We start from the raw sequence: 20,594 nt of genomic DNA on the forward strand, positions 1-20,594 counted from the left end.
GGAATGTCGATTACGTCAAGAGATTTAGATCAAAATTGCCGGAGAATTGCGAAATTTTACGGATCACAAACTTAATCTTCATCCCCAGCAAGACTCTTGACGAGCTCTACAACCTTTTTGCGAACTTTCGGGTTTTCTATGCGAACGAAAGCCTTGTTGAGAGCTAGACCATCAGAAGATGACAAAAAGTCGACGACGTATGTGGTTTGTGGATTATCACCAACACCAGGCGTCTCATCCGGGGTTCCCGGAGCATCTTCGAAGAAAAAGGCGACAGGCACTTTCAGAATGGTCGCAATGTGCTGCAAGCGGCTTGCACCAATCCGGTTGGTCCCTTTTTCATACTTCTGGATTTGCTGGAATGTAATACCAAGGCTTTCGCCAAGTTTTTCCTGACTCATGCCAAGCATCATGCGGCGCAAACGTACACGGCTGCCGACATGAATATCGATAGGGTTTGGTGCTTTTTTGCTGGGCATTATCAAAGGCCCTCTTCTTTGGTTTTTTACGGTGCCTTACCGTGGGTTTTTATTTAAACGAGAGCGCATTTCAGCAACTCTCGCAAGAACGCAATTCATCAAACCTGCATTTCGACTATTGCCAAAACAACCTCTGACAGAGGCATCGGTGGCAGGCCCATAAGGTTTTTTTGAGGCCAAATCTGACGATCCAGACGAAAACCTTTACGTGTATTAGATGACGACATTTGCGTGCATTCGTCAATCTCTACGGGTAGGTAATAATTTCTCCATCACCAATAGGAGACTAACAACTACTAGAATAATTCCCCAAAAAATTGAATCACCCACCCTCACGTAAGGCGTGGGTCTTAGTATTTTAGGCAATTCACTATTGAAACTACCTTTTTTATTTAGAACAACTTCTGCGAGTATTCTACCATTGGAATCTACTAGACTGGAAATACCAGTATTTGCAGCTCGCACCAACGGCACGCCTTGTTCAACTGCTCTAACTCTTGCCTGTGCCAAATGTTGGTATGGACCTGCTGTTTCGCCAAACCATCCGTCATTCGTTAGATTTACGAGCAAGTTAGGTCGCTCAGATACAGGCAGAACAGTTTGCGGGAAGATTGCCTCATAACAAATCAGGGGCTGGAAACTAAGTGAATTTTTTAAATCTATTTTTTTGTGCCGCGTCCCTGCAGTAAAATCTGCTGGAGCCGGAACGAGACGCTCCACACCAATGGATTGTAGAAGCCAGCGCTTTGGCAAATATTCCCCGAACGGAACCAGCCGTACTTTGTCATAGATATCTATGAGTGCACCTTCGTCCGACACAACAAAAGTACTGTTAAAAAAGAGATTCCCGTTCTCGGACAGTTCGCGGCGAATACCACCTGTAATCAACATAGTATTTTGGGGAAGCGTGGCTCCGATAGCCTCCAGAGCCCCAGGTTCCTCATCCAGCAGGAATGGAAAAGCTGATTCAGGCCAGAAGATGAGGGTCTCGGTATCCAGTTTCAGCTCGGAAAGCGCCTGCTGTGTTTGCTGAAGATAGAGCGGTAGGAGTCTTTGTCTGTTCTCGGGCTTCCACTTGTCCGCTTGAGGTACATTGGGTTGTATTACCAGCACCTGAAGCCCTTCAACCGTCTGTTGAGGAGCCTGCAACCTATTCGTTCCGTATGCAACCACGCTAGCCCATACTAGCACACACGCGGAGATATAGGCTGCAGCAGCCTTACGCCTCTGGTCAATCAGCACAACAGGCATCGAAAACAGGAACACCACAAGAAAACCGACACCGTAAATTCCCAAAGCAGAGAAGCTCTGCATCAGCGTCAGGTTTTCGGCAAAGGCATAACCCCACACATTCCATGGAAAGCCTGTGAGCATGTGTCCACGCAGCCAGTTGGAAAGAGCCAAAGCAACCACAAAAAGCAGAATACGTGAGACCCCATGCGTCCAGAATAAGGAAGCCCCGCTCAGCACCAATGACGGGATCAATGCAAGACCACCGGGCAGTATGACCAGCGCGAAAGGGATCATCCAAGCGTAGCTCTTAGCGTCGACGAGAAACGCTTCGGCAATCCAGAACAACCCGATCAGGAAGAACCCGAAGAAAAACGCCCAGGAAACACGAAAGAACGCAAAAAAACGGGTTTTACGGTGATCTACGGTCTGATCCTTTGCTCCATCAAGCAGAAGGATCAATAGTGGCAGCGTCACCCACAGGATGGGAAAGGCACCGTAGGGAGGGAACGCAAAGGCAGATGCTATTCCCCCTGCAAAAGCAAGAAGTCCGCGTCTCCACCCTGATAATTCCCGAAGACTGCTTATCAGAGTTCGAGACTTATCAATGGCAGAGACCATTCCCCACTCCCGAATGTCATAGGTAAAAATTCAATTTTGTGCTGCTTATTCTGCAGCTTCCGGCCTGCGTGGGCGTATTCTCTGAACTGCCGCGCGTTGATCAACCCGACGCTTGGAAATACGAAGGCGTTTGATGCGGCGCAAGTCAGCATCAATTACTTCGAACTCGAAAGCTGGCAAGGTCTTATCTATGATCAACTCACCGCGAACCGGAACTCTGTCGAGAATAGAGAACAGCAGACCACCAAGTGTGTCCACTTCTTCCGTCTGCTCTTCGACGAGCTTGAAATCCGCTCCGAGCTCTTTCTGAAGGTCTTCCAGATCAATTCGAGGGTCAACTACCCAAACACCCGGGCTGACATTCATGATAAGTTCTTCTTCGTCCTTATCATGCTCATCTTCAATGTCGCCGACCACTGTCTCAACGATGTCCTCAAGGGACACGAGGCCGTCGGTTCCGCCGTATTCATCTATCACAAGCGCCATCTGCACACGGGTTACCTGCATCTTCTTCATCAAGTCAGAGGAAGACATGGATGGAGGCACAAAGTGCAGAGGCCGGATCAGGCCTGTTGCGTTCAACGGTGTTGAGAGATCAACACAAGACAAATCGAGCAGCGACTTTTCTTCTGTCGACTTCTCAGAGGAGTTCTTTTCTGGTTTCACCAAAGTCAAAGGCACATCGGTCTTCTTGGCTTTTACAGCCAACTCGACGAAGTAGGACATCAAGTCCTTGATGTGGACCATGCCTCGCGGATCATCCAGATTGTCGTGATAAACAGGCATACGTGAATGGCCGGACGCCCTGAACAAGGCCATCACCTGACCAATTGTCGTTGTATCTTCCACGGCCTCAATATCAGCACGTGGGATCATGACATCTTCAACTCGAGATTCGCGCATTTGGAGGATGTTTGTCAGCAACTCGCGCTCTTCCTTCGTGAAAGCAGCATCAGCACCTTCACTATCGCGGGCGAGTTCATCTTCCAAATCTTCGCGCAATGAAACAGCCGCGCTTCTTCGGAAACCTCTAAACGGGTTCAGTTTTGATTTCAGCCTGGTCAGGACACCAGGCTTCATCGCTTGTGGCTCAGAGGTATCTTCGGCAACAGCTGTGCCGGTACTACTTGCAGGCTCTGCAGTTTCGGCCTGAGCGGAGGTGCTTGCACCTTCTGTACTTCGAGGTTCCGGGCTCATCTCTCTCTCGTTGTTCCCTGTACTCACCGTGAATACCAGGGGTTATTTATCTGCCGATAATGGCGCATCTTTGTATGGATCGGGGATTTGTAGGCTCGCCAAAATCAGGCGTTCTTCCGCTTCCATTTCTTCCGCTTCCTCATCTATCTGGTGATCATATCCAAAAAGATGAAGGGTTCCATGAACAATAAGATGAATCAGATGGTGTTCAAATGGAATTTCAAGCTCTACAGCTTCGCGCTTTACCGTCTCTTTTGCAATAATAATATCACCTAATAGCGGGCCGAATGGCGGCTCTTCGCTATCGTCTCCCGGAAAAGACAAGACGTTCGTTGGCTTGTCCTTCTCGCGCCACATCTTATTCAATTCCTGAATATGGGCATCATCGGTGAAGACAAGAGAAACTTCTGTGTTTTCTATTACACTCAGCTCACTTGTTTCAAAAGCGGCGGCGATTGCTTTTTCAGCAATCGCTTCCAATAGTTCTTCACTCTCCCAATCGCCTGCTTCAATCAGCAGGTCGATGTGTACCGGGCAAGCTGTGTTCATTCCTGGGAGCCTTGCTCTTCATTTACCTTGGCAGCCTCTTCAGCTTGCCTGCGTTCTTTGGCTTCCAACCGGCGGCGGCTATCATTGTCGTAAGCGCCTACGATACGTGCCACCAGCTCATGACGAACAACATCGCTCTCTGTGAAATCCACGCGAGAGATACCTTCGACGCCACTCAGAATTTTCAAGGCTTCACGTAAGCCGGACATCTGGCCTGGAGGCAAGTCGACCTGACTAGGATCCCCTGTCACGATCATCTTGGAATTTTCACCCAAGCGCGTCAGGAACATCTTCATCTGCATCGTTGTCGTATTCTGGGCTTCATCGAGAATAACGATAGCGTTGGAGAGCGTACGACCACGCATGAATGCGAGGGGTGCGACTTCAATCATGCCGCTTTCCAAGCCGCGTTCCAGCTTTTCTGGTGCCATCATCTCGTTGAGGCCATCGTAAAGCGGGCGCAGATACGGATCGACCTTATCCTTCATGTCGCCCGGCAAGAAGCCGAGACGTTCACCAGCTTCAACAGCTGGGCGAGACAGGATCATACGATCAATCTCACCACGCTCCAGCAATGCAGCAGCATAAGCAACCGCAAGGAAGGTTTTACCTGTACCAGCAGGGCCAACGCCAAAGGTAAGGTCAGAACGGTCCATTGCCCGGACATAAGCATCCTGAGCGGCTGTTCTGGCGACCAACGTTTTGCGGCGCGTGGCGATCTGCGCAAATGCCATACGGGACTTGGGTTCCATCGTTGGCAGAGAAAGCTGCGCTTCAGCAACTTCTGCCAGACGGATTGCGCCATCAACATCACCAGGTGTGATGTCGTGACCACCCTGAAGACGCGTATAAAGCGACTCCAGAGCAAGCTTAGCCTGCTCTGTTGACGTTTTATTGCCGCGAATGGTGACCTGATTGCCGTGTGCGACTGCCTCAACACCCAACCGCTGTTCAATCAGCGCAAGGTTCTGGTCGAACTGACCGAACAGATCGCTCACAAGCCTATTGTCTTCGAATGCCAATACCACATGCATCATATCTGATGCCGCTATGGGGCGCATGGCCGTCCTTGAAGCGGACGTTGTCTGGGCTCTGCCCTTCAAATAATGCCTCCGTTCGCTTTTACGCGAGAATCTGGGAGCATCATGCACCTAAACAAGGCGGCCTTCCAGACTATTTGCGCTGGCAGCGACAATTTCTACTGATCTGATTTCACCATACAGGTCCAACGGCGCATTTACATGAACTGGCTGGAGCCAAGGTGAACGACCTGCAAGTTGACCTTCTCTGCGGCCTTCCTTCTCAAACAGTACATCAATTGTTTTGCCAATCAATGACGCATTGAAGTCTTTTTGCTGGGTACTGAGCAGATCTTGCAATTCTGCCAGACGCTCGGACTTCACCTGCTCGTCGATCTGCTCTTCCAGTGTTGCACCCGGAGTACCCGGACGCGGGCTGTATTTGAAGGAGAATGCAGAGCCATAGGTGACGCGGCGGATCAGATCCAGAGTGTCTTTGTGATCCTGATCAGTCTCGCCCGGGAAACCAACGATAAAGTCGCCGGAGAGTGCGATATCATCACGCGCTTCGCGAATGCGGTCGATCAGACGGAAGTAGTCATCACGGGTGTGTTTGCGGTTCATTGCCTTCAGGATCGCATCAGATCCAGACTGAACTGGCAAATGCAGATAAGGCATCAGAATATCAAGATCGCGATGAGCTGCAATCAGGCTGTCTTCCATATCCCTTGGGTGGGACGTGGTGTAGCGCAGGCGCTCAATGCCGTCGATCTTTGCCAAGCGGAACAGAAGTTCACCAAGGCCCCATTCACGGCCATCCGGACCTTCACCGTGCCATGCGTTGACGTTCTGGCCGAGCAAGGTCACTTCACGGACACCAGCTGCTGCCAAGCGCTCGGTTTCCATGACAATCTGCTCTACCTTACGGGAGACTTCAGCACCGCGGGTGTATGGCACCACACAGAAGGTGCAGAACTTATCGCAGCCTTCCTGAACGGTCACAAATGCTGTGACACCACGCTTACGGACAGCTTCCTTAGAAGGCGTCGCGAGATGCTTGAATTTTTCCTGAATATCAAACTCTGTCTCGACAACCTTTGATCCGTTCGATGCACGGTTCAGCAACTCTGGAAGGCGATGGTATGACTGAGGGCCAACAACAAGGTCAACAATAGGCGCTCGTCGGGAAATCTCCGCACCTTCAGCCTGAGCGACACAACCAGCGACAGACACCATCATCTGCTTGCCGTCTTTGGCTTTCGCTTCCTTCAGCTTACGAATACGGCCAAGTTCAGAGTAGACCTTTTCTGCCGCCTTCTCACGAATGTGGCAGGTGTTCAGGATAACCAGATCCGCATCATCCGGATTTTCTGTTTTAACGTAACCATCGTTGCTCAGCGCATCGTTCATACGATCGGAGTCGTAGACGTTCATCTGACAGCCATAGGTCTTGATGAAAACCTTACGGGTCGCTTCGGTTTTGTCGAGCGCCTCCGCAGTGTTTTCGGATTGGCTCAGGTTTTCGTTTTCTACTAGGTTATCCATTAAATCCTCAAGTGGATCTGCTGCCGGAGTATCTTCTTTTTCTAATGCCCAGCAATTCGAGCGCACCTGCCTGTTTCATCAGCAACGCCAGCTCGTCATTTTCAGAATTTCGGAGAGCTTTACTCTGTTTTACGCCGAAAGAGAAGCCTTGTCTTGATCAGGTTTGAGCCCGCTCTTCTTGTTTGGGACCATTTCCCTGCAATGCTTCTATGGTCATCCCTCTGACCTGCTCTTCCAAATCGCGCGTTAAGCGTTTGCGATTAGTTGCTTTTTCAATAGGAACGGGAGTTCCCCATGTCAAATCAACATCTAATCCGCCTTCTTTGATGACAGACCAGAGATGGCCAGCGAGTTCCATGTCGCCGTACCAGGCAACATGAGCGCGCCAGAAACGTCCCATTGGCATGCCTTGCAGGCGCGTATAGGCAATTGAGAGAGGCTGCACATAAGCAACATCTTTTTCACCGACATTCATTGCGTGATGAACGGCACCAACCAGTGCAGATCTGAATGGCAGTACTTCATTGCCATTGCTGGATGTGCCTTCGGCAAACAACACCATCGCATCGCCTTGAGCCATGCGATTAGCGACTTCCTTAGCGACACGACCGGTATCAGTTCTGCGCTGTCGATTGACAAAGACTGTCCGCTGGAGCTTAGCAAACTGACCAAATATCGGCCATCCAGCAACTTCAGACTTAGCGATAAAGCTCAGTGGCTTGGTGCATCCGATAACGACAATATCCAGCCAGGAGCAATGATTGGACGCTACAAGAAGAGGGCGTTCCAACGACATTTCCCCATGCTGCTGGATGCGCAGTCCAATCAGACGAGACGCGATTTTGTGCCAGAGCAGAGGAATTTGCCGTTGAATGGGCCAACCTAACTTCATTGCGACCCACTGAGGGGGAACGAGGGTTAGCGTTAAGAGTGTTAGTGCGGCAAGTATGCAAATTGCTCTGACAGTTGCCATGCACGGCCCCTATTTTTCGTCTAACGGAATACCGTAGAGCTCCAGGCGATGATCAACCAGTTTGAAGCCCAGCTTACGCGCGACTTCTTCCTGCATTTTTTCGATTTCTTCACTGCGGAACTCAATCACGTCGCCCGTGCGCAAATCAATCAGGTGATCGTGGTGTTCATCAGAAACGGTTTCGTATCTGGAGCGGCCATCGCGGAAATCATGACGTTCAATGATACCGGAGTCTTCGAAAAGCTTCACTGTGCGGTAAACAGTTGAGATAGAGATCTTCGGGTCGATCTTGGAGGCTCTTCTGTAAAGCTCTTCCACATCTGGGTGGTCTTCAGCAGACTGAATTACATCAGCAATCACGCGGCGCTGTTCTGTCATCCGCATACCCTTATGAGCACACATTTCAATCAGCGTCATTTTTTCTTCTGCCGTCATTTGCCCCAATTCCTCAAAATCACACAGGCACCACAGTTCCAGTCTGCGTTGGTATCCTAGCCCTCAAAACTGTGAGAGAAAAGAACCAGTTTCACTGTTACGCGGTTTGAGCGTGAGCTAAAAGCCTCATCTCACATGCGTAGTGTCGCTTAAACGAGATCGCAACGCATAACAAGCGCTGTTCCACTGCCTTCGCTAGCCGCATAATACGCTTTTCTTTCTCCAACCTGCTTGAAGCCCAAGTTTTTATAAAGCCTCAATGCGGAGCTGTTCGTGTCATCCACTTCCAAGAACAGTGCTTCGGTACGATCAGAGTAAAGCTGGAAGATGGCGGCTTCCATAAGTTTCCGCCCTATCCCCTTTTTTTGATGCTTCGGGGAGACTGCAATAGTCAAGACTTCGGCCTCACCTGCAATCGAACGGATCACGACAAAGCCCAGATCGGCTTTTCCAGTCACACCAGATGTGCGGGCAGACAGGAAGAAAACGCCTTTTTGCTCAAAGATTGCGGCAAGTTCTGCTGTACCCCAATTCTGCTTGAAGCACTCGGCATGAAGTTTCGCCAGTTTAGGCAGGTCGTCTTTCTCAGCACGCTCGATAACCGGCGGCTTTTCTGATGTCCACCAGGACTTCATTGACGACGAACCTTTCCTTTCTCACCCGGAATAGCATCAGGAGCCCGAAGGTAGAGTGGCATCGGAGCTTTATCCTGACGCTTTGCACCTTTACCGAGCTTTGCGATGTAGTCAATCGATGCAGCAGCGGCATCATTGCAAACGCGAGATTTATCTACGCCTGCAGCATTGGCGACAGCCTGTGCAGCAGAGCCTGCCAGAATGGTCTCAGCATCGAGACTGTGTGCCAGGTCCTTGACGGTTGAAACGCGGGCCTCTCCAATCGGAGCACCAGTTTCATCAAACTTTTGGCAGTAGACTTCATTACGACGCGCATCGAGAACCACCAAAATTGGTTTTCTGACGGGAGCTGCGTCCAAAGTCTCGTGTGCGATTGCAGCCAATGTTGTGACCGAGACAACAGGCTTTTCGAGAACGAGACCAAACCCACGCGCAATGGAAAGACCGACACGCAGACCTGTAAAACTACCCGGACCAACATTTACAACAATGCGGTCCAGTGAGTTAAACGTTGTCGAGGAGTCCGTCATGACACTCGCAACCATGCCCATAATGCGTTCGGCATGACCTCGTCCGAGATCTTCGCATTGGGAGACAATATCCGGCGTACCGCCTTCATCGGTTAAAACGGCGGCAGCACAGGTACTTAGTGCGGTATCAATAGCAAGCAACTTCATAAGTTCGGCTTATCGTTAGGGCAGCTGGTTGTCGAGCAACCAATTCGTTTAACACCCGGAGTATTTTTTGGCCTTGCAGCAAAAAGGGCAGCTGGTGCTGCCCTGTTTCAGAAGATTTACATTAGCAGAAACTACATCTGTCTAACTTCTTGAACTTCTGGGATGAAATGCCGCATCAGGTTCTGAATGCCGTGGCTCAATGTCGCTGTTGAGGATGGGCAACCTGCACAGGCGCCGCGCATGCTCAAATAAACGATACCCTCACGATATCCCCTGAATGTTATGTCACCACCATCTTGAGCAACTGCAGGACGTACGCGGGTTTCGAGCAGCTCTTTGATCATGGTTACGGTTTCTTCGTCTTCCGCATCGAAGAACTCTTCTCCTGTATCGCCATCACCAGCTTCCTCACCTTTCAGGATCGGGGTGTTAGCCATGAAGTTTTCCATGATCGCACCAAGAATAGCCGGGCGCATATGCTGCCAGTCAGTCTCATCCTTGGTTACGGTGATAAAGTCATGGCCAAAGAAGATGCCAACAACGCCTGGAATAGTAAAAAGCTTCTCTGCCAGCGGCGATATTGTGGCTTCTCCTGCCGAGCGAAAATCGCGTGTGCCTTCCGACAAGACTACGCGGCCAGGCAAAAACTTGAGAGTTGCCGGATTTGGTGTCGCTTCGGTCTGAATGAACATGGTTTTGTTTCCGATTTTTATGCCAAAGAGCTTTCGCAAGCAGTCGCAGCACAATTTACACTACTTAACGCTTCAGCAATGACTGTTTTCAAGTTCTATATGATAGGTAAACCTGATCAGGCAAGAGCATCTAGTGCATCATCGTCCAAATTACCTGGTACGATGGTCGTCGGAATCGGGAATGTTCCTGCCGATTTGCCCGCAATGGATGAAACAAGAGGCCCTGGGCCTTCTTTGCTGGTTCCTGCTGCTAATACAAGAATCGCAATGTCTGCATCTTCTTCAATCAGGTCAATGATCTCATCTGACTGGTGACCTTCACGCACAACCAACTCTGGCTCTGTCCGTGCAGCAGCTCTCACCTTTTCGGCAGCTTTAGCCAAAATGGTGTCTGCATTATCACGCGCTTCCTGACGCATAATGTCCTCAACCCCCAGCCAATGCTGGAAGTTTCCGGGTGCAATGACAAAGAGCAAGAGAACGACACCGCCGGTACGGGCCGCACGCTTTGAGGCATAAACGATGGCTCGACCACATTCTGGAGTGTCATCGACTACAACCAGAAACTTTCGGTCGTGACCTTCTTCATTACTTTTGCGAATAGCTACCATGTCGGCATGCTGCCACTTGAGGTGGTATGCGGCAAGTATTTTTCCTTGCCACATTCCGTTAGGTTTTCTTTTTCCGACTGATTTTTTCGTCAGTTAGAGGATGAACTGAGACAAATCGACATTCTTGGCCAGTTCACTCACATTCGACTTCACGTAGGCTGCATCAATTGTGACCTGCTCACCAGACTTGTCTGGTGCGACGAAGGAAATCTCATCCAGCACACGCTCCATCACAGTCTGCAAGCGGCGAGCCCCAATGTTTTCGACCGTCGCATTCAAATCAACAGCAACTGTCGCAATCTCATCGATTGCGTCCTCGGTAAATTCGATGCTCACGCTTTCCGTTGCCATCAATGCAACATACTGCTTGATCAGGCTGGCTTCAGTTTCTGTCAGGATCTTGACGAAATCTTCTTTCGTCAGTGCTTTCAGCTCAACACGGATCGGAAGACGACCCTGAAGTTCCGGCAGAAGGTCTGATGGTTTTGACACGTGGAATGCACCAGATGCGATGAACAGAATGTGGTCTGTTTTCACTGGGCCATGTTTTGTTGAAACAACAGTGCCCTCGATCAGTGGCAGCAAGTCACGTTGAACGCCTTCACGGGAAACATCGCCACCATTACGGCCATCTTTCCCGCAGATTTTGTCGATCTCATCGAGGAAAACGATGCCGGAGTTTTCAACCAGCTCAATTGCCTCTTGAACAACCTTCTCTTCATCGAGAAGCTTGTCGGACTCCTCTGCCAGAAGAAGCTTGTGGCTATCTTTGACGTTTGTGCGCTTCGGCTTGGTCTGACCACCAAATGCCTTACCCAGCATGTCAGAAATATTCATGACACCAACGCTGCCCCCTGGCATGCCAGGAATATCAAAGCTTGGCATCTGTGGGTTGGCACGCACCTCAACTTCAATTTCTTTGTCGTCGAGGTCACCTTCGCGCAGCTTCTTGCGGAATGTATCACGGGTGGCCGGACTTGCATTGTTGCCGACCAATGCATCCAGAACACGCTCTTCAGCAAGAACATGTGCTTTTGCTTCGACTTCTTTGCGGCTTTGCTCGCGTACAAGGGCAATGCTGGATTCGACCAGATCACGCACGATCTGCTCTACATCACGGCCAACGTACCCCACCTCGGTAAACTTGGTTGCTTCAACTTTTGTGAAAGGAGCATTCGCAAGCTTAGCAAGACGACGAGAGATCTCAGTTTTACCAACACCGGTTGGGCCAATCATGAGAATGTTCTTTGGCTGAACTTCTTCGCGCAGCTCTTCATCCAACTGCTGACGACGCCATCTGTTGCGCAGTGCAATTGCCACTGCGCGTTTCGCGTCATGCTGGCCGATGATGTAGCGATCGAGTTCACTAACGATTTCCCGAGGAGAGAAATTTGTCATTTTCTTACTTTCTAGTTCCGGATAGGTGGCAGATATGTAGTGAGTGTGGTTCCTGCAAGAGGGCGCATAACGATCCGTCGCGCCACGTTCCAGCCTGAACCGAGTAGCAAAACAAAACTCCCAAGTAATACAAGGGAGATAGCAGTTAGCTGCGATGCAGAAAAGTCGGCAGACTCCAGCAAATAGGCTAATGCGAAGCCTAGGTAACTCAGCGCTGCAACCAGCATTGCACGACGGTCAATGATGAGGGCAACCGCACCAAATGCCAGGACAACAGCAATGGAGACCAAGGCATAAGTTTCTGTCTGCTGTTCAAAGTACATTCCACTCAAGATGGAATGAACGATAAGCGGGGCAGAAAGCAGGTGAAGCCAAAAGGCCTTGTCTGTGTTGAGTGTTTCCCGCTTGGTGTCTTTGGTGTCAAAATACATCGCGCAACCGAATGCAAACAGACCGCAGACCAGCGAAACCCAGGACAGATAGTCAAGAATTTTCGTGTCAGTCACCAGTGTCAATGCGCCTACGATCAAGCCCATGATCCCCGCAACAATGACGGTCAGTGTTATTGGCACCTTAAAGCGCCAGTAAAACAACGAAGCGCCCACTAAAGCGAAGATGGAACTCAGAATGACCTGAATGGCTTCGGAGTCGTTGTTCAGAACATCAGGTGTGAACAGGCCAAATCCAACAAGCGCAATTGAACCTCCAAACAATCCTGTCAGTAAAATTGAAGGAAGCGCGAGCTTCTTGATCTTGGTGAACCACTCGGCCAGCACCCATGTGATAATGGCAGCTGCGCCAGCAATAGCAGCTCTAGGAAGCCCGCCTTGAGTGAGCGAGTCGCCAAACCCAACACCGTAGCCAGCAAAAAGAATTAGGATACCGAGGCTAATGAAAATATCATGAAAGCCGCGTGTAAACCGAACTTCTTCCGGATCATGGAGGCTTTCAGATGCTTGTTGGTTCTGAATATTTTCTGCTTGAAGAGATAAATAGGAGACGAGCTTATCAGCTTGATCTGCGCTGATAATTCCTGCGGAGATGGCTCCGGTAAGAGATGCTCTTGATATCATCAGTTCCTCGTCAAATCCAAATGGAACAATAAAAGCTTCAAGTATCCTTGGCTTAGCAAATTAAGCTGATCTAAAAGTGTCTTGAACGCAGAACTGGAGATCGAAAATTATTGATCTCCAGTCGCATCTTGTCGCTATCGTTACTCTTCGTCGAGCACTTCGACGGTAACGTTGCTGTTTGTGTAGACGCAGATGTCTGCTGCGATTGTCATGGACTTGCGGCAAACCTCTTCTGCGGTCAGGTCCATATCAACCAGCGCACGTGCCGCGGACAGCGCGAAGTTGCCACCGGAACCGATGCCCATCACACCATTTTCCGGCTCAAGCACGTCGCCAGTACCTGTCAGCACCAGAGAGTGCTTTTTGTCGGCAACCAGCATCATGGCTTCCAGACGGCGAAGGTAGCGATCTGTGCGCCAGTCTTTCGCCATTTCAACGCATGCACGCATCAACTGGTCGGGATATTGCTCGAGCTTGGCTTCAAGGCGCTCAAACAGCGTGAACGCATCAGCAGTCGCGCCTGCAAAGCCGGCAATAACCTTGCCGCCTGCCAGTGGGCGGACCTTACGTGCAGTGCCTTTAATGACCGTTGATCCAAGAGACACCTGACCATCTCCAGCAATTACGACTTTGCCGCCCTTGCGCACGGTCAAGATGGTTGTGCCGTGCCACTGTTCAGGTTCACTCATTCATTTTTCTCCAGAGTTCTATCGGCAACGGAGCAATCTCCCGCGCAACTCAATTTCAAATTTGTGTCTGCGGTATTATGTATGTAGTCCTTGCCGCATTGCCAATGCGGCAAGCCAAAAAAACTCAGTTATCCTGTAGCTTTACGTGGCTTGCCTCACTGACGAAGCGGTCAACAAGCTTATGCAATCGCTTGATCTGATGGTCTTTTGTGAGGTCGCCATTTTCATCAAAGGACTTGCCCGCAAAATTAATAGAGACCATTTCTGGCAGGACAAGGCACCCTAAAGACACTTCCATGATCGTTCTCAGGTGCATGAGACCCCTCAAAGAACCATGCGCACCGGGAGAAGCCCCACCGACGGCATAGATCGACTTGTGGAAGAGCTGAAGCGGTTCTTCCTCTGGCAACTGGATGCGACTGATCCAGTCCAGTGTATTCTTCAACAATGGGGTGATTGAGGAGTTGTATTCCGGGCTGGCTATGAAGATCCCATGATGGGTCTCAATGAGCTTCCTGAGCTTGAATGCATTTTCAGGGATACCCGTATCATCTTCCAGGTCACCATCGTAAATAGGCAGAGGATAGTCGGCAAGGCTGATTGTGGTTACTTCTGCATTGGCGATCGTCAGGTGTTTCGCCATCAGCTCTGCCAGCATTTTATTGTAGGATCCCTTGCGGGTTGAACCTGAAAAAACGAGTATCTTTGGCTTCATAGGGCTATCCTCACGACATGGCTCTGCAACCTCTCGTTCAAGAGCTGCATGATCTCTGGTAAAGTCGGCACGAAGAGTACCCTATACTACCCAAGCGTAAGGTTTATGGAAGATGTGTGTTTTTAGGTGATTGACCGCTAAACGCCTGCCTTTGAGAAATCAAAAGGGCTTTCGGAAAATCCAGACACGAGCTGGCGGAATATTCTTCACGATCCATCCGGTTTTCGACCAGCTGAACATTTTGGATTTCAGTGTTACCGGAGACGCGAAGGAATAAGAGAACTGGATGAAGGGAGCACCGGGCCTCATAAGAGCGAAGGCATCACGAATGCACTTTAAGCGAAACTCCATCGGTCTGGACACAAGTGGTAGGCTCGAAACCACAGCACATAGTGAGTTTGGCGCGATATGCTCAAGGCTGGGACGCATGTTGTAAGCGTCACCTTGAACCACGTTCAATCCTTCAAACTTGTCACTGAGATGTTCGCAGAAGTCTGTGCTGTACTCCAAGCAGGTAAGACGGTCTTTAGAGATGCCTGCTTCCAGAATAGCTTTTGTGACCGGGCCAGTGCCAGGTCCCAACTCTAAAACCGGATTATTCGACTGAACGGGAACGAATTCTGCCATTCTCTGGGCGAGAACAGGGCCTGACGGGGCAACAGCTCCGGTCGTGAGTGGTGCTTCCACCCACGCCCGAAGAAATTTGGAAGGCTCACGAAATTTGTTCAAGGCATTTTCTGCCCGTGACCTCGTTTCGTGAAACATTCAACTCTCCGTAGCATCAACAAAGGGTACTACTGAGATATTACTGATTGGTGGCAATTTAAAGAGCTATGCCTTGAAATTCTCCAAAAAATCTTTTGCCTTTGCAAAAAAGCCAGTAGATTCCGGATGATTTTCTCCAGAGGATTCACCTTCAAATTCTGAAAGAAGCTCTTTCTGCCTCTTCGTAAGGTTTGCTGGTGTCTCCACGGCAACCTGAATATACATGTCGCCCTTCTGGCTAGACCGCATAATCGGCATGCCTTTACCGCGCAGTCTGAACTGCTTTCCGGTCTGAGTGCTTTCAGGAACTTTCACGCGCGCTGTATTGCCATCCAATGCCGGAACTTCGAACTGACCACCCAGAGCAGCAGTTGTCATTGAAATTGGCACGCGGCAGAAGATGTCAGCACCGTCACGCTGGAAGAACTCATGCGGACGAATGGACAGGAAGATGTAAAGATCGCCTGCGGGACCACCGCGAGCACCGGCTTCACCTTCGCCTGACAAGCGAATACGCGTGCCATCTTCGATGCCTGACGGAATATTCACGGAGAGCGTGCGCTCTTTCGTTGTCCGGCCAGTACCGCCACAGCTGTCACATGGATCTGTAATGATCTCACCACGACCCTGACAGGTCGGACAGGTGCGTTCCATGGTGAAAAAGCCCTGAGCCGCTCTGACACGCCCAGCACCGCCACAGGTTGGACAGGTGGACGGACGGGTTCCGGACTTTGCGCCGGAGCCACTACACGGCTCACATGTTACTGAGGTTGGAACCTCGATCTCGACGGACTTACCTTCGTAAGCTTCTTCAAGAGAGACTTCCAAGTTGTAGCGCAGATCTGCGCCGCGTTCACGACCAGAACCACGACGGCCACCACCACCACCAAAGAACTCATCGAAGATGTCTGCCATGGAGGAAGCAAAGTCGCCCGGACCTGCTCCGCCGCCACCACCAAAGCCGCCGTTTTCAAAGGCTGCATGGCCAAATCGATCGTAGGCAGCGCGCTTTTGCGGGTCTTTCAGGGTTTCGTAAGCTTCGCTTACTTCCTTAAAGTTTGCTTCCGCTTCATCATTACCAGGGTTTCGGTCAGGATGGAATTTCATCGCGAGTTTGCGATAAGCGCTCTTAAGTGCCTTTTCGTCGACCTCCCGTGCTACCCCCAGCACCTCATAGTAGTCGCGTTTAGACATTATGAAATAAGCTCCAAAGACGTGATGTCTATTTGCGTTTTGAAGCCTCAGGAGAACATCAGCTCAGTCTGAGGTCACTGTGGGCAGTCGAGATCAATTCTTGCTTCGCAACGAATTCACTCGTGAACTACACTCATCTTCAAAACAAAACTGTTTACTGTTCAGTCGGTGATTGAGGTGCAGCTTTAAGCGCAGCGCACACATTACCAACTACCCATATGTAGGAAGCAGCTCTCTCAAATGCAATTGCACCCAAAAGGTTCTCTTCGACTAAAATCTTCCATACAGTCGGGAAATACTTGAATAAAGTTTACCTCGCAAGCCCATAGGAGCTTGCGAGGTAAAAGTATTAGTTAGCTGGACTTTTTGTCGTCGTCGCGAACTTCTTCGAAGTCTGCGTCAACCACATCGTCAACTGGCTTTGGCTCACCATCGTCTTCAGCACCCTCTCCGGCTTCTTCTGCCTGAGCGTCCTTGTACATAGCTTCGCCAAGTTTCATGGAAACTTCTGCAAGAGACTGGGTTTTCGCAGTGATATCTTCCAGGTCTTCACCTTCCAGAGACACCTTCAATGCAGCCAAAGCGCCTTCGATTGCAGACTTGTCTTCGTCTGAAACCTTATCGCCGTACTCTTTGACGGATTTCTCTGTTGAATGGTGAAGTGCTTCACCCTGGTTTTTGGCTTCAACCAGATCCTTACGCTTCTTATCGTCTTCAGCGTGAGATTCTGCGTCTTTCACCATCTGCTCAATGTCAGCGTCGGACAGACCACCAGATGCCTGAATACGGATCTGCTGCTCTTTACCTGTGCCTTTATCGGTTGCAGACACGTTCACGATACCGTTGGCATCAATATCAAAGGCTACTTCAACCTGTGGGACGCCACGAGGTGCTGGTGGGATGCCAACCAGATCGAACTGACCGAGGATCTTGTTGTCCGCAGCCATTTCACGCTCGCCCTGGAAGACGCGGATGGTCACTGCAGTCTGATTGTCTTCAGCTGTAGAGAACACCTGGCCCTTCTTGGTAGGGATTGTGGTGTTGCGGTCGATCAGACGTGTGAACACTCCACCAAGGGTTTCGATGCCGAGGGACAGCGGAGTAACGTCGAGAAGCAGAACGTCTTTAACATCACCTTGCAGAACGCCAGCCTGAATTGCCGCGCCCATTGCAACAACTTCATCAGGGTTTACGCCCTTATGAGGTTCTTTGCCGAAGAACTGCTTAACAATTTCCTGAACCTTAGGCATGCGAGTCATGCCACCGACGAGAACAACCTCATCGAGTTCACCAGCTGCAAGGCCTGCGTCTTTAAGAGCCGCTTTCATTGGAGCAACAGTACGCTGAACCAGATCGTCAACGAGCTGCTCAAACTTAGCGCGGGTCAGTTTAAGGGTAAGGTGCTTAGGACCAGAAGCATCTGCTGTGATGAACGGCAGGTTGATTTCAGTCTGAGAAGAAGAGGACAGCTCGATCTTTGCTTTTTCAGCAGCTTCTTTCAAGCGCTGCAATGCGAGCTTGTCGTTCTTAAGATCGATGCCCTGCTCTTTTTTGAACTCACCCGCAAGGTAGTCAACCAGACGCATGTCAAAGTCTTCACCACCGAGGAAGGTGTCACCGTTGGTGGACTTCACTTCAAATACGCCATCGCCGATTTCCAATACGGAAACGTCGAAAGTACCACCACCAAGATCGTAAACTGCGATGGTCTTACCATCGTTTTTGTCCATGCCGTATGCAAGGGCAGCTGCAGTTGGTTCGTTGATGATACGCAGAACTTCAAGGCCAGCGATCTTACCGGCATCTTTGGTTGCCTGACGCTGAGCATCGTTGAAGTATGCAGGAACGGTGATAACTGCCTGGGTGACGTTTTCACCAAGGAAACTTTCAGCGGTTTCTTTCATCTTCTGCAGGATGAAAGCAGAAACCTGGGATGGGGAGTACTTCTCACCCTCAGCTTCAACCCATGCGTCGCCGTTATCGGCTTTTACGATTTCGTATGGGACGAGCTTTTTGTCTTTTGCAACGGTCGGATCATCAAAACGGCGACCGATGAGACGCTTAACAGCAAACAAGGTGTCTGTTGGGTTGGTTACAGCCTGGCGTTTCGCTGGCTGACCTACAAGCTTCTCACCATCGTCAGAAAACGCAACCATAGAAGGGGTAGTACGCGCACCTTCTGCGTTCTCGATTACTTTGGCGTCCTTGCCGTCCATTACAGATACGCACGAATTTGTCGTGCCGAGGTCGATACCGATGACCTTTGCCATGTTTTCACTCTCCTTTCGGCAGACCGCCCGAACCCCAAAGGCCTTCGGATAATGTCGGATCAACATCCGACCGGTCCCCAATACATTGCACTTGCGTGAGTTGTCGCAAACACGCAAGAAAACTTCAATTGGCTATATAAGAGGGGTCCCTTGCCCCTGCAAGGGACAGGACCCGATATATCGACACAAGATCTACCCGAAGCCATTTTCTGAGTTAAGAAAATGAACTTTTCTTTGGAAAACCACAGAAAACACCTCTATTGCATCCCGGTTTTCTGCGTTACCCCCATTTCTAAGAGGGTGTTTGTGGATAGAGTTCTTCGAGAGAGACAGAGTGTCCACTTTCCTGGACGATGCGCACGTGCTCCCGTGAAAGCTGCCTTGCCGCGTCGACGCCGCATGCATGGGCAATCATATCGACTTCCATCCGCACACTATGGCAATACGCAGCAACACGGTGGCTCTTCTCTGTTGGATCAAGGCCGGCCTGAAGCGCTTCATTGTGCGTAGTGATACCCGTTGGGCATGTGTTCTTGTTGCATCGCATAGCCTGAATGCAGCCCAACGCGAACATGAAACCGCGAGCTGTAACCGTAAAATCTGCACCTTCACACAGTGACAAAGCAACGGCTGAGGGCGTAATTCGCTTTCCAGAAACAATGATACGGATACGATCACGCAGATCATGCTTTCGCAGAACATGGTCCACGATTGGAAGGGCCTCTGAGATCCTTAGGCCTACGTTGTCCATGAGGGGCATTGGCGCTGCACCAGTACCACCATCTGCCGAATCGATGGTGATAAAATCAGGTGCATGCTCGATTCCACGGTGGTTGATTTCACGACAAAGCTCTTCCACCCAAAGGCTTGATCCAATCACGGTCTTGAAGCCGACTGGCTTCTTGGCAATGCTGCGAACGCGACTGATGAAGTCTAAAAGCTCACCTGTATTGCTGATTTCAGGGTGACGATTTGGGGCATGCGAGGGTTGCCCGACTTTGAGACCCCGAATTTCTGCGATCTCAGGTGTCACCTTTCCGCCAGGCAAGAGGCCGCCCTTCCCAGGTTTGGCGCCTTGAGCGAGTTTGATCTCGACCATCTTGACCTGAGCGTTGTCCGTTATTTTTTTCAGCTTGTCTTCATTGAGCGTGGAGTCATCATTCCGACAACCATTTTTTGCCGTCCCGATTTGGAAGACAATGTCGGCACCACCTTCTAAATGGTAGGGAGACAAACCACCTTCTCCAGTGTTCATCCAGCACTTTGCCATCTTTGCACCTCGCGAGAGGGCGAGAACCGCTGGACGGGAAATTGCACCGTAACTCATGCCGGAGATATTAAAGTAACTGGGTGGCACATATGGATTTTCGACATAGGGACCAATGAGAAGTGGTTCTGGTTCGTCGATCTCCTTCTCCAGTTTTGCAAAAGGGGCATTCACAAACAGCGCTGTTCCCGGCAAGTTGAGGTTTTTTGTAGACCCGAATGCCATTGTGTTGCCTTCAGCCTTGGATGCGCGATCTATCCAAGTACGTTCGGCACGATTGAACGGCATTTCCTCTCTATCCATTGCAAAGAAGTACTGGCGAAAGAATTCACCTAAATACGCGAAGAGTGATCGGAAGCGGCCCACAACAGGGTAATTATGCCGAATCGCGTCTTTGTGTTGGCGGCGATCAACTACATAAAGAACGATGGCTACAATGACCGCGAGCAGAATTAGGAGTGAAACAAATGCTGCAAAAATATTTAGTACAGCCGAAAGCAGTGGAGGTAGAAGGTGCATTTGTGGTTCTCCTTAACCGGGAAACCACTATTTTGAGGAAT

The 20,594-nt window shown here is 50.2% G+C and carries 20 protein-coding genes; all 20 read right to left on the minus strand.

Annotated elements, in window-relative coordinates; all coding sequences use genetic code 11:
• Nucleotides 1–71: 71 nt before the first annotated feature.
• Nucleotides 72–479, minus strand: coding sequence for a helix-turn-helix domain-containing protein (locus DHN43_RS09960; RefSeq protein WP_082596806.1), 408 nt, complete (start codon nt 477–479; stop codon nt 72–74).
• Nucleotides 480–719: 240 nt separating this feature from the next.
• Nucleotides 720–2,330 carry an apolipoprotein N-acyltransferase gene (gene lnt / locus DHN43_RS09965; protein WP_108818509.1) on the minus strand — a complete coding sequence of 537 codons (1,611 nt, stop codon included), beginning with the start codon at nt 2,328–2,330 and terminating at the stop codon, nt 720–722.
• Nucleotides 2,331–2,375: 45 nt separating this feature from the next.
• On the minus strand, nt 2,376–3,527 hold the full coding sequence (locus DHN43_RS09970) for a hemolysin family protein (protein WP_082830462.1): 1,152 nt from the start codon (nt 3,525–3,527) through the stop codon (nt 2,376–2,378).
• 42 nt (nt 3,528–3,569) lie between these two features.
• Complete coding sequence (gene ybeY / locus DHN43_RS09975; RefSeq protein ID WP_057463076.1) at nt 3,570–4,076, minus strand: rRNA maturation RNase YbeY; 507 nt, start codon at nt 4,074–4,076, stop codon at nt 3,570–3,572.
• A complete protein-coding gene (locus tag DHN43_RS09980; protein WP_244306703.1) occupies nt 4,073–5,137 on the minus strand; it encodes a PhoH family protein in 1,065 nt (354 codons plus the stop codon). Before DHN43_RS09980 ends, ybeY begins: the two co-directional genes overlap by 4 nt.
• A gap of 90 nt (nt 5,138–5,227) precedes the next feature.
• Complete coding sequence (gene miaB / locus DHN43_RS09985) at nt 5,228–6,640, minus strand: tRNA (N6-isopentenyl adenosine(37)-C2)-methylthiotransferase MiaB (RefSeq protein WP_063286342.1); 1,413 nt, start codon at nt 6,638–6,640, stop codon at nt 5,228–5,230.
• A 157-nt stretch (nt 6,641–6,797) separates the two neighbouring features.
• Nucleotides 6,798–7,532: a lysophospholipid acyltransferase family protein gene (locus DHN43_RS09990; protein ID WP_108818510.1), complete on the minus strand. Its 735-nt coding sequence runs from the start codon at nt 7,530–7,532 to the stop codon at nt 6,798–6,800.
• Between the two features lie 90 nt (nt 7,533–7,622).
• Nucleotides 7,623–8,048 carry a Fur family transcriptional regulator gene (locus DHN43_RS09995; protein WP_057463079.1) on the minus strand — a complete coding sequence of 142 codons (426 nt, stop codon included), beginning with the start codon at nt 8,046–8,048 and terminating at the stop codon, nt 7,623–7,625.
• Nucleotides 8,049–8,197: 149 nt separating this feature from the next.
• The gene (rimI, locus tag DHN43_RS10000; RefSeq protein WP_108818511.1) at nt 8,198–8,683 is read right to left on the minus strand and encodes a ribosomal protein S18-alanine N-acetyltransferase; all 486 of its coding nucleotides are present in this window, start codon (nt 8,681–8,683) and stop codon (nt 8,198–8,200) included.
• On the minus strand, nt 8,680–9,360 hold the full coding sequence (gene tsaB, locus DHN43_RS10005; protein WP_108818512.1) for a tRNA (adenosine(37)-N6)-threonylcarbamoyltransferase complex dimerization subunit type 1 TsaB: 681 nt from the start codon (nt 9,358–9,360) through the stop codon (nt 8,680–8,682). The genes rimI and tsaB overlap by 4 nt, the downstream gene beginning before the upstream one ends.
• A gap of 131 nt (nt 9,361–9,491) precedes the next feature.
• Nucleotides 9,492–10,052: a NifU family protein gene (locus DHN43_RS10010; protein ID WP_057463082.1), complete on the minus strand. Its 561-nt coding sequence runs from the start codon at nt 10,050–10,052 to the stop codon at nt 9,492–9,494.
• Nucleotides 10,053–10,168: 116 nt separating this feature from the next.
• The gene (locus tag DHN43_RS10015; protein WP_057463249.1) at nt 10,169–10,663 is read right to left on the minus strand and encodes a universal stress protein; all 495 of its coding nucleotides are present in this window, start codon (nt 10,661–10,663) and stop codon (nt 10,169–10,171) included.
• 93 nt (nt 10,664–10,756) lie between these two features.
• Complete coding sequence (gene hslU / locus DHN43_RS10020; protein ID WP_063286338.1) at nt 10,757–12,061, minus strand: ATP-dependent protease ATPase subunit HslU; 1,305 nt, start codon at nt 12,059–12,061, stop codon at nt 10,757–10,759.
• Nucleotides 12,062–12,072: 11 nt separating this feature from the next.
• Nucleotides 12,073–13,134 (minus strand): hypothetical protein, encoded by a 1,062-nt coding sequence (locus DHN43_RS10025; protein WP_108818513.1) that lies wholly within the window; start codon nt 13,132–13,134, stop codon nt 12,073–12,075.
• Nucleotides 13,135–13,274: 140 nt separating this feature from the next.
• Complete coding sequence (gene hslV, locus DHN43_RS10030; protein WP_057463084.1) at nt 13,275–13,823, minus strand: ATP-dependent protease subunit HslV; 549 nt, start codon at nt 13,821–13,823, stop codon at nt 13,275–13,277.
• Nucleotides 13,824–13,947: 124 nt separating this feature from the next.
• On the minus strand, nt 13,948–14,538 hold the full coding sequence (locus DHN43_RS10035) for an NADPH-dependent FMN reductase (RefSeq protein ID WP_063294315.1): 591 nt from the start codon (nt 14,536–14,538) through the stop codon (nt 13,948–13,950).
• A 159-nt stretch (nt 14,539–14,697) separates the two neighbouring features.
• Entirely contained in the window at nt 14,698–15,303 is a 606-nt protein-coding gene (locus DHN43_RS10040; protein ID WP_208988855.1) for a class I SAM-dependent methyltransferase, read from the minus strand.
• Nucleotides 15,304–15,369: 66 nt separating this feature from the next.
• Entirely contained in the window at nt 15,370–16,497 is a 1,128-nt protein-coding gene (dnaJ, locus tag DHN43_RS10045) for a molecular chaperone DnaJ (RefSeq protein WP_057463086.1), read from the minus strand.
• 353 nt (nt 16,498–16,850) lie between these two features.
• Nucleotides 16,851–18,767, minus strand: a complete 1,917-nt coding sequence (dnaK, locus tag DHN43_RS10050) for a molecular chaperone DnaK (RefSeq protein WP_057463251.1) — start codon at nt 18,765–18,767, stop codon at nt 16,851–16,853.
• Between the two features lie 292 nt (nt 18,768–19,059).
• Nucleotides 19,060–20,553, minus strand: a complete 1,494-nt coding sequence (locus DHN43_RS10055; protein ID WP_063286335.1) for an FMN-binding glutamate synthase family protein — start codon at nt 20,551–20,553, stop codon at nt 19,060–19,062.
• Nucleotides 20,554–20,594: the final 41 nt, after the last annotated feature.

It is taken from the genome of Pseudovibrio sp. Alg231-02 (assembly GCF_900143565.1).
Taxonomy (GTDB): Bacteria; Pseudomonadota; Alphaproteobacteria; order Rhizobiales; family Stappiaceae; genus Pseudovibrio.